This is a genomic window from Paraperibacillus esterisolvens, assembly GCF_046237625.1.
Taxonomy (GTDB): domain Bacteria; phylum Bacillota; class Bacilli; order Bacillales; family DSM-1321; genus Paraperibacillus; species Paraperibacillus esterisolvens.
Genome location: NZ_CP143545.1, coordinates 210,888 through 224,809, shown reverse-complemented (window position 1 = coordinate 224,809; position 13,922 = coordinate 210,888). Strand labels below are relative to the sequence as shown.

Annotated in this window: 16 protein-coding genes, 1 riboswitch and 1 other annotated feature; of the genes, 10 read left to right on the top strand and 6 right to left on the bottom strand. The window is 48.1% G+C overall.

Translation table 11 applies throughout. From position 1 onward, the window contains the following. Window positions 1–56: 56 nt before the first annotated feature. Both V1501_RS01245 and V1501_RS01240 read right to left on the bottom strand, forming a co-directional pair. Complete coding sequence (locus V1501_RS01245; RefSeq protein ID WP_409291075.1) at window positions 57–959, bottom strand: diacylglycerol/lipid kinase family protein; 903 nt, start codon at window positions 957–959, stop codon at window positions 57–59. A 10-nt stretch (window positions 960–969) separates the two neighbouring features. Further along, window positions 970–1,548, bottom strand: a complete 579-nt coding sequence (locus V1501_RS01240) for a GNAT family N-acetyltransferase (RefSeq protein ID WP_409291074.1) — start codon at window positions 1,546–1,548, stop codon at window positions 970–972. Between the two features lie 160 nt (window positions 1,549–1,708). On the opposite strand from V1501_RS01240, the gene V1501_RS01235 reads away from it, so the two are divergent. Both V1501_RS01235 and V1501_RS01230 read left to right on the top strand, forming a co-directional pair. After that, window positions 1,709–2,440 carry a ZIP family metal transporter gene (locus V1501_RS01235; RefSeq protein WP_409291073.1) on the top strand — a complete coding sequence of 244 codons (732 nt, stop codon included), beginning with the start codon at window positions 1,709–1,711 and terminating at the stop codon, window positions 2,438–2,440. 89 nt (window positions 2,441–2,529) lie between these two features. Then, window positions 2,530–2,777 (top strand) — a binding site (T-box leader). 49 nt (window positions 2,778–2,826) lie between these two features. Next, window positions 2,827–3,822 (top strand): tryptophan--tRNA ligase, encoded by a 996-nt coding sequence (locus tag V1501_RS01230; protein ID WP_409291072.1) that lies wholly within the window; start codon window positions 2,827–2,829, stop codon window positions 3,820–3,822. Between the two features lie 35 nt (window positions 3,823–3,857). Here the strand turns inward: V1501_RS01230 and V1501_RS01225 are convergent, their stop codons facing one another. Further along, window positions 3,858–4,199, bottom strand: a complete 342-nt coding sequence (locus V1501_RS01225; RefSeq protein WP_409291071.1) for a VOC family protein — start codon at window positions 4,197–4,199, stop codon at window positions 3,858–3,860. Between the two features lie 110 nt (window positions 4,200–4,309). On the opposite strand from V1501_RS01225, the gene V1501_RS01220 reads away from it, so the two are divergent. The 8 genes from V1501_RS01220 to V1501_RS01185 all read left to right on the top strand — a co-directional run bounded on the left by V1501_RS01220 (window position 4,310) and on the right by V1501_RS01185 (window position 10,125). After that, complete coding sequence (locus V1501_RS01220) at window positions 4,310–4,828, top strand: TetR/AcrR family transcriptional regulator (RefSeq protein WP_409291070.1); 519 nt, start codon at window positions 4,310–4,312, stop codon at window positions 4,826–4,828. 110 nt (window positions 4,829–4,938) lie between these two features. Beyond that, entirely contained in the window at window positions 4,939–5,688 is a 750-nt protein-coding gene (locus tag V1501_RS01215; RefSeq protein WP_409291069.1) for a DeoR/GlpR family DNA-binding transcription regulator, read from the top strand. Between the two features lie 79 nt (window positions 5,689–5,767). Beyond that, a riboswitch (TPP riboswitch) is annotated at window positions 5,768–5,877 on the top strand. Window positions 5,878–5,983: 106 nt separating this feature from the next. After that, window positions 5,984–6,967 carry an ABC transporter substrate-binding protein gene (locus tag V1501_RS01210; protein ID WP_409291068.1) on the top strand — a complete coding sequence of 328 codons (984 nt, stop codon included), beginning with the start codon at window positions 5,984–5,986 and terminating at the stop codon, window positions 6,965–6,967. A 15-nt stretch (window positions 6,968–6,982) separates the two neighbouring features. Next, on the top strand, window positions 6,983–7,273 hold the full coding sequence (locus V1501_RS01205; RefSeq protein WP_409291067.1) for an MTH1187 family thiamine-binding protein: 291 nt from the start codon (window positions 6,983–6,985) through the stop codon (window positions 7,271–7,273). After that, the gene (locus V1501_RS01200; RefSeq protein WP_409291066.1) at window positions 7,273–8,052 is read left to right on the top strand and encodes an ABC transporter permease; all 780 of its coding nucleotides are present in this window, start codon (window positions 7,273–7,275) and stop codon (window positions 8,050–8,052) included. The genes V1501_RS01205 and V1501_RS01200 overlap by 1 nt, the downstream gene beginning before the upstream one ends. Then, window positions 8,036–8,773, top strand: a complete 738-nt coding sequence (locus V1501_RS01195) for an ABC transporter ATP-binding protein (RefSeq protein ID WP_409291065.1) — start codon at window positions 8,036–8,038, stop codon at window positions 8,771–8,773. The genes V1501_RS01200 and V1501_RS01195 overlap by 17 nt, the downstream gene beginning before the upstream one ends. After that, window positions 8,770–9,546 carry a TatD family hydrolase gene (locus V1501_RS01190; RefSeq protein WP_409291064.1) on the top strand — a complete coding sequence of 259 codons (777 nt, stop codon included), beginning with the start codon at window positions 8,770–8,772 and terminating at the stop codon, window positions 9,544–9,546. Before V1501_RS01195 ends, V1501_RS01190 begins: the two co-directional genes overlap by 4 nt. A 297-nt stretch (window positions 9,547–9,843) precedes the next feature. Beyond that, window positions 9,844–10,125: a DUF3817 domain-containing protein gene (locus tag V1501_RS01185; protein WP_409291063.1), complete on the top strand. Its 282-nt coding sequence runs from the start codon at window positions 9,844–9,846 to the stop codon at window positions 10,123–10,125. 38 nt (window positions 10,126–10,163) lie between these two features. On the opposite strand, the gene V1501_RS01180 is transcribed toward V1501_RS01185, so the two are convergent. The 3 genes from V1501_RS01180 to V1501_RS01170 all read right to left on the bottom strand — a co-directional run bounded on the left by V1501_RS01180 (window position 10,164) and on the right by V1501_RS01170 (window position 13,810). After that, window positions 10,164–10,472 carry a hypothetical protein gene (locus V1501_RS01180; protein ID WP_409291062.1) on the bottom strand — a complete coding sequence of 103 codons (309 nt, stop codon included), beginning with the start codon at window positions 10,470–10,472 and terminating at the stop codon, window positions 10,164–10,166. 64 nt (window positions 10,473–10,536) lie between these two features. After that, window positions 10,537–11,580, bottom strand: a complete 1,044-nt coding sequence (locus V1501_RS01175; protein ID WP_409293195.1) for a ribonucleotide-diphosphate reductase subunit beta — start codon at window positions 11,578–11,580, stop codon at window positions 10,537–10,539. Window positions 11,581–11,599: 19 nt separating this feature from the next. Next, window positions 11,600–13,810 (bottom strand): ribonucleoside-diphosphate reductase subunit alpha, encoded by a 2,211-nt coding sequence (locus V1501_RS01170; protein WP_409291061.1) that lies wholly within the window; start codon window positions 13,808–13,810, stop codon window positions 11,600–11,602. Window positions 13,811–13,922 lie beyond the last annotated feature (112 nt).

Below are 13,922 nucleotides of genomic sequence, written 5' to 3'. Positions count from 1 at the left end.
GCGCCTTAAGCCTAAGACGCGCTATTTTTGGGGGTCATGGTATTTAATTTTTGCAATTATTTTACTTCAGGATAATAAAAAAAGGATAGATGCTGCTTCAAAATCACGATTTCCGCAGGTGTTTGCTGGTAGACTTCACCATCCATATCCGCTTCCATCGGTGCACTGGTTTCAATGGACAGGTTCCTTGCCTGGAAATACAGTAGTTCATTTTCCTCCGCATTCCCCGCCTGCCAGGTTTTCTTCAGGTTCATCAGCTCCCGGAACATGGCCAGATTGGAATTCTTCACAATAACTACATCGAAAAGGCCGTCATCTGTCTGTATATTCGGGAATGGAAGGGCATTTGTCCCGATGAATTTTCCATTGAGCACCAGGATCATAACAGCCGTATCCTCAATGACCTTGCCTTCATAGGTAATCCTGAAGGGAAATGGAGGGGTCTCATGGATGGTGCGCAGGGCGCTCAGCAGATAGCTCACTTTTCCTAGCATCTTCTTCTGGCCGGGATCAATATTATTGGAGGCCTCCGCTATCAGCCCTATCCCCCAAAAATTAAGGAAATAGCTCTCATCCGCCCGGCCTGCATCCACATCTATGACATTCCCTTCCATCAGGGCCTGGGCCGCTTTCTTTATGTTCTGCGGGATATTTAAGGTCCTGCTGAAATCGTTGCAGGTGCCGTTCGGCAGGATTCCCAGGATCGGCCGTTTGGGCAGGGGGGCAATTCCGTTTATCACCTCATGGACCGTCCCGTCTCCGCCCAGGATGAAGACCGCATCCATCTGCCCGCCATATTCCTGGCATATTTCCCTGGCATGCCCCGGTCTCTGTGTCGCCATAAGAAGCAGCTCCTCTGTGCCGGCTGCTATGACCGGCACGCATTCCCCAAGGGTTTTATCGAGATCATTTTGTCCTGCCTCGCCGTTATATATAAGCATTACTTTCTTAAATTTCATCCCATCACCTTCAGCTTTCTAAAATGGAGCTTAAGTTTTCTTTGACGCCCGGCCACTCTTCCTTCAGGATGCTGAAGACAGCAGAGCTCCTGATATATCCATCGTGCATGATACGGTCATGGCGGTTCACGCCTTCAGAAACTGCGCCGAGCCTTGCGATGGCCGCCTGTGAACGTTTGTTCCTTGAATCTGTCTTGAATTGTACCCGGATCATGCCAAGTTCCTCAAAGGCATGTTTCAGCAGAAGATATTTACATTCAGTATTCACCCTTGTCCTCCACACAGAAGGATTATACCAGGTCCATCCGATTTCCAGGTTTTTGTGCTGAGTTAATATATTTAAAAAGCGGGTGCTCCCGACTATGCTGCCGCTCTCAAGATCCATGACCGTGAACGGCTGTTCAAAGCCTGCATCCCTCTGCTGGAGCGCCGCTTCCACCACCGCCGTCATGTCTTGCCTTCTCTTAATCCGGACGCTCATAAACTCCCATATTTCTTCATCCATGGCAGCTGCATAGAGGCCGTCTATATGCCGGGATTCCATAGGAATCAATGCTGCTCTCCTGCCCCTTAATCCTGCTGTGTCCATCCTGCTCTTCCTTTCAGCTGAACTCTCTGACTATATTAATTTAATTCTACTTCCACTGTCCATTCTCCTTTATAGGAGAATTACCCATAGTCATGCTTTACACGCTGTACATAAGGGTAAGTTAAGAGTATTACCATCACTATAAAAGGGAGAGTGAACCATGTTACACGCAGCCTTGTGGGGAGGTGCGGCAAGTCTTTCTCTATTCTTGGGATCACTTGCAGCCCTTTATCTAAAAATACCACAAAAATTAATTGGATATATCATGGCACTGGGAACGGGTATCCTGATAGGAACTTCCTGTTTCGATCTGCTCGATGAAGGAGTGAAGGAAAGCGGGATCATGTCCACTTCCCTTGTATTCATGGCAGGTGCTGCTATTTTTACGGCTGCGGAGTTTTTCATCAGCAGAAAGGGCGGAATGCACCGAAAACGCTCAAAAAGCAGGAAGGATTCCAAGGACTCCTCCGGCCTTGCCATCTTTCTCGGGACCCTGATGGATGCCATTCCGGAATCTATCGTAATAGGCGTAAGCATAATCGCCTCCGGTTCCGTCAACCTGGTTTTTCTTGCCGCCATTTTCGTCAGTAATATCCCAGAGTCCTTATCAAGCAGCGCCGGTCTCAAGAGCGGCGGCTATTCAAAAGGGAAAATAATGGCTCTTTGGGGCAGTGTGGTCATCGTCTCCGCTGTGAGTGCCATGCTTGGGTATGTATTCCTCCGGGACAGCTCAGAAGCTGTGCTTGCTTCCATAGGCACCTTCGGTGCCGGCGGACTTGTTGCAATGGTGTGCTCTACCATGCTGCCTGAGGCCTTTGAAGAAGGCGGACCTATCGTCGGGCTGATTGCATCATTCGGGCTGATTGCCTCACTATTCCTGACGGCCATATAATGAGAAGCTAATATATCATTCGATTTAAATATATAAATTAGGTCCTTCACAGGTTATTGATAAATGAATATAATGGAAATACAAGCAAATAACAGGCGATGAGAAAGAGTAGTACATATAGAACTGCATTCAGGAAGTTAGACTTCCGATTAAGAGAGCTGATGGCTGGTGGGAATCAGTATGCAGCTATATGGAATGGACTTTTGAGCCCCAATCCGAAACCAAAGAGGAGTAGGCATTGGCGGTGGATTTCCGTTATAATCCATAGAGCAAAAAAGAGCAGTAAGGCCTTCTCTTTTTAAAAATAAGGTGGTACCACGGGTTTCTCGTCCTTTAGGATGAGAGGCCCTTTTTTATTTGCAGATGAATGAGCAGGAGGAGTCTCAATGAACCAGCCAATCGTATTAACAGGAATCAAATCAACCGGGACACCGCACCTGGGCAATTATATCGGCGCCATCAAGCCAGCCCTCAGGATGGCAGCTGATACGGCAAACCAGGGAATCTATTTCATTGCAGACTATCACGCACTCAATTCTGTCCAGGATCCGTCCCTTTTCAGGCAGTACAAATATGAAATCGCAGCCACCTGGCTGGCCCTCGGCCTCGATCCCGGGACCGTCATTTTTTATAGACAATCCGATATCCCTGAATTGCTGGAACTGCATTATATCCTCTCCTGTGTTACGCCTAAGGGCCTCATGAACCGGGCCCATGCCTATAAGGCGGCTGTAGATGCCAATTATCAGAAAGGTCTGGATCGGGATCATGGAATCAATATGGGCTTATACACCTATCCTATCCTGATGTCTGCAGACATTCTCTCATTCCGTTCTGACAAAGTCCCTGTTGGCAGGGATCAAATTCAGCACGTGGAATATGCCCGTGATATCGCTGAATATTTCAATTCCACTTTTGGGCCTGCCTTCACCCTCCCGGAATATGTCGTCCAGGAGGAATCAGAGCTGCTGCCCGGCCTCGACGGCCGGAAGATGAGTAAGAGCTACGGAAATACCATCAGCCTCTTTGAAGAGCCCGCAAAGCTTCAGAAGCTCATCAACAAAATTAAGACCGACTCTTCTTCCCCTGACGAACCGAAGGATCCTAAAAACTCGACCCTATTCCACTTGTATAAGGAGTTTGCGGGTGCAGAAGAAATAGAAGCATTGAAAAACAGGTACAGCACAGGCATCGGCTGGGGCGAAGTGAAAAAGGAAGTTTTCCGCGTCATAGACAGGGAGCTCTCTGAACCGCGGAGAAATTATGGGGAGCTTATCGCCAATCCCGCGCTCATCGACAGCATCCTTGCAGAAGGAGCCGCGCGGGCACGTGTATTGGCAGCGGAGCAATTGAAGCTCGTGAAAGAGTTTATCGGCATGTAAAAAAGGACACTCCCTGGGTGTCCTTTTTCTGGAGATTATCCTTCTTTTGTAAAATCAATGATACGTATGTAATTTCCTGAGTTGTCCTTATAGATGGCGAAGCGTCCTGGCGGGATATCGACCGGGACCTTCACCACTTCCATGCTTCCGCTCTTTTCTTCATGGAACCGGTCCACGCTGTCCACAAGGAATACTCCGCCAGCTTCAGTATCCGGCTCATCATTCTCAAGCAGTAGCCGTACATCAGTCCCAGGCATGTACAAAGCGGCTGTATGCTCCCCTTCCCTCCATGCTTCCTCAAACCCAAGAGTCTCGCGATAGAACATAAGAGATTCTTTTAAATTCCTGACCGGATAGCTCAAAAAAACCAATTTCACAGGCTTTCCCTCTCTCCCCTTAAAGCGTAATTAGATTATGTTAAGCATAAGTTGATTATGTATAGCGTAACTAATTTACCAATCTATGTCAATATGCTAAACTGGGAAGCATGATGAAAGAATGGATGCCTATACCAGGAACGAATAAAGATCATTTGATCATGAAAGCATTGGAAGAGTTTAAACAGTATGGCTATAAGAACACCAATATCACAGAGCTTGCCAAAAAAGCCGATATGACAACAGGTGCCGTCTATCATCATTTCGGCTCGAAGGCCAAGCTCTATGAAGTGATCCGGACAGATATTGAACAAAGAATCATCGATAGAATGGAGGGAGCTGCCTCACTATTTTCAAACCCGGAGCGGGCTATGGAGGCTGCCCTGATCACGGGGCTGGATTTTGCCGCCAAACAGGGCTTGTGCCGATTAGTCAGCGAGGAATATCCTTATATGAAAAGAAACCGGATCGAAGCATTCCTAGAGGAATTGAACACAGAAGGCAGCCTGCCGCTTCATTTGATCCTTGGAGCCTGCTGGCGCTCTGTGCTGAGTGCCATGGCAGATGGGGGAATTACCCTTGATCAGGGAAAGAAATTAATAAAGTGGGCATTTCAAGATGAGAGCTGACGGCTCTCTTTTTTTAACCGGGTGAAGCATGCCTAATCCCTTGACCTGCTCATACTGAAGCATCAAAATTAGAATCAGGAATATTCAGATCGCTTGGAAAGAGGTGCCCCATGTTTTCGGAGGAACGGAAGAAACGCATACTTGATCTCCTCGAAAAAAACGAAAGAATCCAAGCCAAGGAGCTGGCCTCCACCCTTGGCGTTTCCATTGATTCTGTCAGGCGTTACTTAACTTCCCTTGAAAAGGATGGGCTCTTACGGAGGACCCATGGGGGAGCAGTCCGCTCAGGACTCCCGGCCAGCCGGGAAACGGAACCGGACTCCGGCAGAGATTCAAGTATACGTACCATCGCGCGGAATGCTGCGTCCTATATAAAAGAAAACGATACGATTTTTATAGGAAGCTCGGAACTCTGCCAGGCAATCGCGGAGTTCCTGACGGAAAAACACATTACGGTTGTCACCAATTCAGCAGCCGCGGCAGCACGCCTTTCTGAAGAGGATCATATAGACTGTTATGTTCTTGGCGGCCGGGTCAAAAAGGATGGGGAGATTTCGGACCCGCTCCTGGTCTCCGTCCTGCAGAATTATCATTTTGATATCAGCTTCATCTCAGGCTCGGGCCTGACCCGTTCTGGTTTAAGCACCCGGGATCCCGAAACTGCTTCGGTGCTCCGGGCCGCTGCAAAGCAGGCCCGCATGACTGTCTGCCTGATCGAAGGACGAAGCCTCGGCACTGCCTCTTTTGTCAACGTGCTCCCCCTTTCCGAAATTGATAAAATCATTACAGCCGGAAAAGCGCCGGAACCCTGGAAGGAGCATCTGCGTGACAACGGGGCAGCGATTATCGATGCGGAATAAAAACATGTGAGTTAAGCACAAGCGAAAATTGAACATATTAAAAATACTCTGCTATAATGGACAAGTAATCATGAATAGCACGAGAATGTAGGGGGGCCGGTGTTGCCGGCTGAGATTGCGTCCATGAGGCGCTGACTCTTAGAACCTGATCTGGATGATGCCAGCGGAGGGAACATTATCTCTTTTTGGATATGTTTTTGATCGCAAGGCGTCCGGGTTAACTGGATGCCTTTTTCTATAGTGATGCTTCTATCTTCCCTCCCGTTCTTGTCTACACAGAAAGGGGAAACAAATAATGAAAAAATGGACTGCCGCAATCCTTGCCTTAACCATGCTTGCAGGCTGCAGCACAAATGCAGACCCGGAGAAAAAAGATAAAAAAGAACTTCAGAAAGTGACCGTCGTACTGGACTGGACACCGAATACAAATCATACAGGCCTGTATGCGGCGCAGCAAAAAGGCTATTTTAAAGAAGAAGGCCTGGATGTGAAGATCATTAATCCTGGAGAATCCGGTGCCGATGCACTTGTAGCTTCTGGAAAAGCCGATTTCGGCGTCTCTTATCAGGAATCCATCACACAGGCCAGGGTCCAGGGCGTGCCGCTCGTATCCATTGCAGCCGTTATCCAGCATAATACTTCCGGATTTGCTTCTCCCGCGGAAAAGAATATTAAAACACCAAAGGACTTTGAAGGAAAAACATACGGAGGCTGGGGGTCGCCTGTTGAAAAGGCTGTGATCGGCTCCATTATGGAAGCGGAGGGTGCCGACGTCCGCAAGGTGAAGATCGTCAATACCGGCGATGCCGACTTCTTCACCTCCGTTAAGAGGAATGTGGATTTCGCCTGGATCTTCCAGGGCTGGACCGGCATGGAGGCCGGCTTGAGAGGACAGAAGCTGAACATGGTCTATCTGACGGACTACTCGAAGAAACTTGACTATTACACACCGGTGCTTGCAACAAATGAGAAAATGATCCATACAAATCCTGATGTTGTTAAAGCATTTGTACACGGTGCCTCAAAAGGATATGAATTCGCAATAGATCATCCCGGGGAAGCAGCCGATATCCTGATTAAAAAGAATCCTGATCTCGATAAAGAACTGGTCAAAAAGAGCCAGGAATGGCTTTCACCTAAATATCAGGACGATGCAAAGCGCTGGGGCGAACAGGACCTCTCCATCTGGACAAATTATGCCGAATGGATGGAGGAGCATAAACTCTTAGAAGGCGAATTTGACCCTAAAAAAGCGTATACGAATAAATTTTTACCATGATAAAGGAGTGTTTATATGGCAGAAGCATTAGTAAGTGTGCAGATTATCCCGAAGACGAAGAATTTGGACGATGTGATTCCTTTTGTCGATGAAGCCATTGCTGTCATTGAAAAATCCGGTGTCAACTTTCAGGTTCAGCCGCTTGAGACCACCATGGAAGGCAGCCTCAGCACCCTCCTTGACGTAGTTAAGGAAATGAATGAGAAAATGACCGAACTCGGTGCCCGCAATGTGATCACTCAAATGAAAATCCTATATCAGCCAGAAGGCATAACCATGGATGAGCTGACAGGAAAGTATCGCTGATGGACAGAATGCTTCAAAAAGGATGGCGGCCGGCACTGGCTGCCATTGTTTTTCTCATACTCTGGGAGGCGGCTTCAAGGCTCCTTTCCATAGAAGAATGGCTGCTGCCGGGTCCTTATCGGATATTGCGCACGGGCATCGAAGGGGCGGGCTCGCTCGGCCCCCATCTGCTGTCCACCATCCGGCTGACCTTCACCGGCTTTCTCATCGGGGCGCTTCTCGGCCTGGCAATTGCCGTAGTCCTTTATAACTCGGCCTTTCTAAGGGGGATTTTTTATCCCTTCATCATTCTGTCACAGAATGTGCCTGTCATCGTACTCGCCCCTCTTCTCATCATCTGGTTCGGCTTCGGTATCCTGCCCAAGCTGATCATCATATCACTGGTGTGTTTCTTTCCGGTAACCGTATCTGCGCTGAACGGTTTCAGGCAGACACCCGCCATGTATATTGACTATCTTAAAATGAGCGGTGCCGGCAAAAAGCAGATCTTCCATAAAGCGGAATTTCCTTACGCCCTGCCATCGCTTTTTTCCGGCCTTAAGATATCAGCTACCTATAGCGTCATGGGTGCGGTGATTTCAGAATGGCTCGGTTCCGAGTCAGGAATCGGAGTCTATATGACATTGGCTTCTTCATCCTTCCGTACGGACAGAGTCTTTGCCGCCATCTTCCTCATCATGCTGCTCAGCCTTCTGTTCTACGGCCTGATAGTAATCCTTGAGCGCCTGATTATCAAATGGAATCGGAAAGGAGGAGCACCGCATGACACTGCAGCTTAAAGGAATCTCAAAATCATTTGGCACCATGGAAGTTTTGGACCAAATTAGCCTTGAGGTGAAGGAAAAAGAATTTGTCACCCTGCTCGGCCCTTCCGGGAGCGGCAAAAGCACTCTCCTCAAGCTGATTGGCGGCCTTGAAAGCCCTGATGATGGCGAGATCCTGATGGATGGGGAAAATGTGAACGGACGGCGCGGACATATCAGCTATATGCCGCAAAGTGCTTCCCTCTTTCCCTGGCGCACGGTGCTTGGCAATATCCTGCTTGCCCAGGAGCTGTCAGGCAAACCTGACGAGAAAAAGGCGCTGATGTGGCTGGAACGGGCCGGGCTTGCCGGTTACAGCCCGGCCTATCCCCAGGAATTATCCGGGGGGATGCAGCAGCGCGTTTCGTTCATAAGGGCTCTCCTGTCGCCCCAGGCACTCATGTGTCTGGACGAGCCGTTTTCGGCACTGGATGAGCTGATGAGAATAGATATGCATGAATGGCTCCTTTCCATCTGGGAAAAGGAACGCAGATCTATTCTTTTTGTAACTCATAATATTGAGGAAGCCATCTTTTTATCGGACCGCCTCTATGTCTTATCCAGCAAGCCAGCTTCCATCATCGAAGAATTCACCGTCCCCTTCCCGCGGCCAAGGGATCGCTCTCTCGTGCTGACAGATGAATTTGTCTCACTGAAGAGGCAGATATTCGCCGCGCTGAAAGGCGGTGCGCTTTGAACTATATCGATGCCCATATACATCTGGACTTATATGAAAAAAAGCAGCAGGAGGAAATCATCGGTTCCCTGGAAAATTCAGACGGATTTTCTGGACTGATTGCAGTTTCAATGAACCTGGCCTCCTCTGAACAAAACCTGGCGCTGTCCAGAGTGAACCCGGCTGTCCATCCTGCATTCGGCTGGCATCCGGAGCAGGCGCTCCCAGGCGGGAGTGAACACGACGAGCTGCTGGACTGGATCAGGCAGAATGCTGACAGTATGACGGCTGTAGGCGAAGTGGGGCTTCCCTATTATCTGAATAAGGAAAGCACGCTCGATTATAAGCCCTATCTTGTGCTCCTTGAGGATTTCATCCTCCTCGCGAAAGAACTGGATAAACCGCTCGTTCTGCATGCTGTGTATGAGGATGCCGGCCTTGTATGCGGGCTGCTCGATCAGCATCACTATCATAACGCCCATTTTCACTGGTTCAAGGGCAATTCCTCCATCGTCCGAAAATTGGCAGACAGAGGCTGTTATATCTCCTTCACTCCTGACATTTTATATGAACCGGAAATCAGGCAACTTGCTGCCTGCTATCCGCTTGACAGAATCATGGCAGAGACGGACGGGCCATGGCCGTTTGAAGGGCCCTTTTCAGGAAAATGCACACATCCTTCGTTCATCCCGGCGGTTATAGAAGAAATCGCAAAGCTTAAAAAAATAGAAACAGCTGCCGCCGCTGAGCAGATTTACAAAAACACAACAACCTTTTATCAGTTAATCAAATGATTGATTAAACCGGGCATTGCGTGACGCCCGGTCTTTTTTACTGCAGTATCCGCTGCCGCGATGAAGACTTTTTCACTCCCGCACCAGCTCCACAAAGGCCTTCATACCCTCGATGAAGACCTTTTCAACCCGGCATCAGATCCAAAAAGGTCTTCATCCCTAAAAACAGCAGGCCCTTGTTTTAAAAGAACCTCCTCAAAATTACTCATAAAAAAGAAAAAGAGCCTTACTCCCCTTTTGAAACCGCTCTATTTTTAGTAAGATAGCCATATACATAATGAAAAAGGAGCAAGCTGAATGCCATTGATTGGGTTAGTGCGTATTTTTGCCATCCTCGAGGGAATTTCTTATCTGGTGCTGCTGTTGATTGCGATGCCGCTGAAGTATATGGCTGACAGCCCTGCTGCCGTGACGGTCACCGGCGGAATTCATGGCTTTCTGTTCGTGGTGTTTGTGGTTTTGGTTGCTGCTGTTAAATTGTTTAAAAGATGGTCTTTTGCATGGGCTGTATGGGAGGTATTTTTATCCTTCATTCCATTTGGAACCTTCTGGCTTGATAAGCAGCTGAAGACAAAATAAAAATGAGGCTGGCTCTGATAAAGGGCCAGCCTCATTTTTTATTTTTTGTAAGATTCCTCTTCTTCTTCTTTTTCCAGTTCTTCAAGCTCCCTGTGTGTCTGTGGGAAACCATTCGCCACCCATTCTGCGCGGTAGGCAGAATCGAGCTGGCTCAAGCCCTGCTCTTCCGGATCCTGCGGGGCGTACACACTTTCCATCTGGTCAATCTTTTCGCTTTTCCTCATATCTGTATCTTCAAGGACTTTGAATGATTCTTTCTGCCTTTGTTTATAAGCTGCCACAAAAAATGCAGCGCCCCCGGCTGAAATCAGTGAGCCCAGCATCAGGTTCATGGTTGATTTTTTCATGAATTATCCCTCCATATTAAACATTTTCTTTCCTGTCTTTTATGTATTACCCCTTTTCTTCGGTTTATAAATCATCAAAACCGTTATCGATGTGATTAACTTTTACATATTGACGGGATTTTTGTTCAAAAAAGTCTGATTTCCCGAGGTCTGCATCTTCATAAGCCTTAATCCAGCGCAGCGGATTTTGCCTGTAACCATCAAAGGGGCGCTCATATCCAAGCTGGTTTACCCTCACGTTGGCGTAAAATTTAATATAATCTTCCACATCGGCAAGCGAAATTCCCGGAATCCGGTCTCCTATGATGAATCGGGCCCATTCTATTTCCAGCTGGGCAGCCTCCTTGAAAGTATCCTGCACAAATCTCTCGAGCTCCAATGTGTCCTGTTCGGGATTTTCTGCCACTATTTCCTTGAATATCTTGACGAAGAGGTCCACATGAAGCTGTTCATCCCGATTAATATAATTGATCATCGTCGAGGTGCCGACCATCTTCTGATTTCTTGCTAAATGATAGAAAAAGGCAAAGCCGGAGTAGAAGAACAACCCTTCGAGCACAATATCGTACACGATGGACTTTAACAGATTATGGACCTCTGGAAACTCTGCAAAATCCTGATAGCCCTTCATAATAAAATCATTCCTTTTTTCAAGGATCGGCTCCGTACGCCAGAATTCAAATACTTCATCCTGAATGTCCTTCGGCACGAGGCTCGACAGTACATAGGAATAAGAATGATTATGGATAACCTCCTGCTGGGCGAGGATGATCATCAACGCCGAGATACTGGAATCTGTTATATAATCGGCCACCTTGCCGGCATAATCCGTCTGTATGCTGTCGAGCAGGGCCAGCAGGCCGATTATTTTCAGTAGAGCATCCCTTTCCCCGATTGAGAGCTCCGGGAACTGCTTCATATCCTGAGACATATTAATTTCAAAAGGAGTCCAGAAGTTCCCTAGCATCTTTTTATACTTTGGATAAGCCCACGGAAACCGGACATCATCCCAGTTCAGGATATTGGAACACTTCCCGTTTATGATCCCTGTTGATCGGTTTGGACCGTTTTTATCCATGATCGGCCTCTTGGCCGCCTCTGAGTTCATCATATTAAGCACTCCTTTATCAGCTTGAGCAGGATTCACAGTCTACAATATCGGAAGAAGTGGACCTGACGTAGTAAGTGGTTTTCAAATCGTTTTTCCAGGAGTCCATATGCAGGCCGAGCAGTTCCCGGGCCTTGATGGAATTTTTTATATAAAAATTGAAGGAAACCGCCTGGTCGATATGCTTCTGGCGGGCGGCATTCTGCCGGATGCTCCAGTCCTGGCCGATCAAGTAGGCAGATTTATAGTACCAGGTGGTATTTTCATCCAAATCCGGCGCCGTTACCGGGATACGGTAATCCTTTTTTTCCTCAGAATAAAACTTCCTGAAGATAGGATCGATGCTAGGCGTGCTCCCAGCAATGAGAGCCGTGGAAGCATTGGGAGCGACAGCCATCAAATATCCATTTCTGATACCGGTCAAGGCGGTCTCCTGCTGCAGCTTCTGCCATCTCGGATGGTCCCGGTATCCCCGTTTTGCGAAGTATTCCCCGGTTTCCCAGTCAGAGCCTTTAAATAACGGATAAGCTCCTTTCTCCCTGGCCAGCTCCATGCTTGCCCTTATGGCCAGAAAAGCAATCTCTTCATAAACTTCATCCGCGTACCCGACCGCAGCCTCGCTTTCCCACTTAATACCCTTTAAGGCAAGAAGATGATGCCAGCCAAAAGTGCCGAGACCGATGGCCCGGTACTTCTTGTTCGTAACCTGCCCCTGCACAACAGGAATCGTATTGATATCAATCACATTATCCAGCATCCTCACCTGTATCGGAACCAGCCTTTCCAGGACTCCATCTGTTATCGCCCGGGCCAGGTTGATGGAGGATAAATTACAGACCACAAAATCCCCGGGAATCTTCTCGACAATGATCCTGCCGTCTCTATATTCTTCTCTGGTCTGGATTGTTGCGCTTTGATTCTGTGTGATTTCAGTGCACAGATTGGTGCAGTAAATCATTCCCTGATGGCTGTTCGGGTTTTTCCGGTTCACTTCATCCCGGTAGAACATGAATGGCGTCCCTGTTTCCAGCTGGCTTCTCATGATGGATTTCATGATGTCGATAGCAGGCACTGTTGTTTTTGAAAGAGAAGGATGCTGAACGCATTCCTCATATTTTTCTCTAAACGAGCCGCTCCCTTTCCTTTCATCGTAAAAATCTTCAAGGGAGAAGCCCATGACATTCTTCACTTCATGAGGATCAAAAAGATGCCATTGCCCCCGTTTCTCCACCTTTTCCATAAACAAGTCCGGGATGCAGATGCCTGTAAACAGATCATGGGTCCTGTATCTTTCATCGCCGTTATTCAGCTTGGCGTCCAGGAAGGAATGGATATCTTTATGCCAGACATCAAGATAGACGCTGACTGCCCCCTGCCTCTGGCCCAGCTGATCGACGCTCACCGCTGTATTGTTCAGCTGCTTCATCCAAGGGATCACACCGGACGATGCCCCTTTAAAGCCCTTGATGCTGCTGCCGCGGCTTCGCACCTTACCAAGATAAACACCGATGCCGCCGCCATTTTTTGATAGATTGGCAATGTCTGTGTTGCTGTTATAGATCGACTGGAGGCTGTCATCGACCGTGTCGATAAAACAGCTCGACAGCTGCCCCCAGTTTTTCCCTGCATTTGAGAGGGTCGGAGTGGCAACGGTCATATATAGACTGCTCATTGCCCAATAGGCTTCCTTGATCAAATCCAGGCGCCCGCTTGCTCTTTCTTTTTTCATTAGTGTCATGGCGATGATCATGAAGCGCTCCTGCGGCAGCTCAAATACGGCTCCTTCATGGCTTTTGGCCAGATACCTGTCAGAGAGCATCTTTAATCCTATGTATGTAAAAAGATGATCTCTCTCAGGCTGTATCCATCCGCCGATCTCTTCAATTTCTTCCATGCTGTACAGCTCAAGAAGGTCCTGATGATAGATGCCCATGCCCGCCAGCTCTGCAATCAGGTTATATAGAGAACCATAGCCCCCCTCTTCCCCCCGGTTTATTTCAGCCTCTGCATAAAGCCTGGCCAGGTGAATCCGGGCAGCGGCATAGGTCCAATCTGGCTCGAGCTCCGACATGGATGCCAGACACTCCAGGATCCATTCCTCCAGGATGACCGCATACGGCCGGCTGAAGTCCGTTTTATTCTTCAATGTGTCAAAAGACAGATTGCCAAATTCTATTTGGAGCTTATCCAAAAGTGCTCCTGCTCTTTTATCTTCCATTGCTGCCTTCATGATTCTTCTCTCCCTTATTTATATTAGGAAATCAAAAAACCCGCCCATGAGAACATGAGCGGATCAAACGATAGCAGAATCATAATGTGCGGACAGAGCCAGAATTTCACCA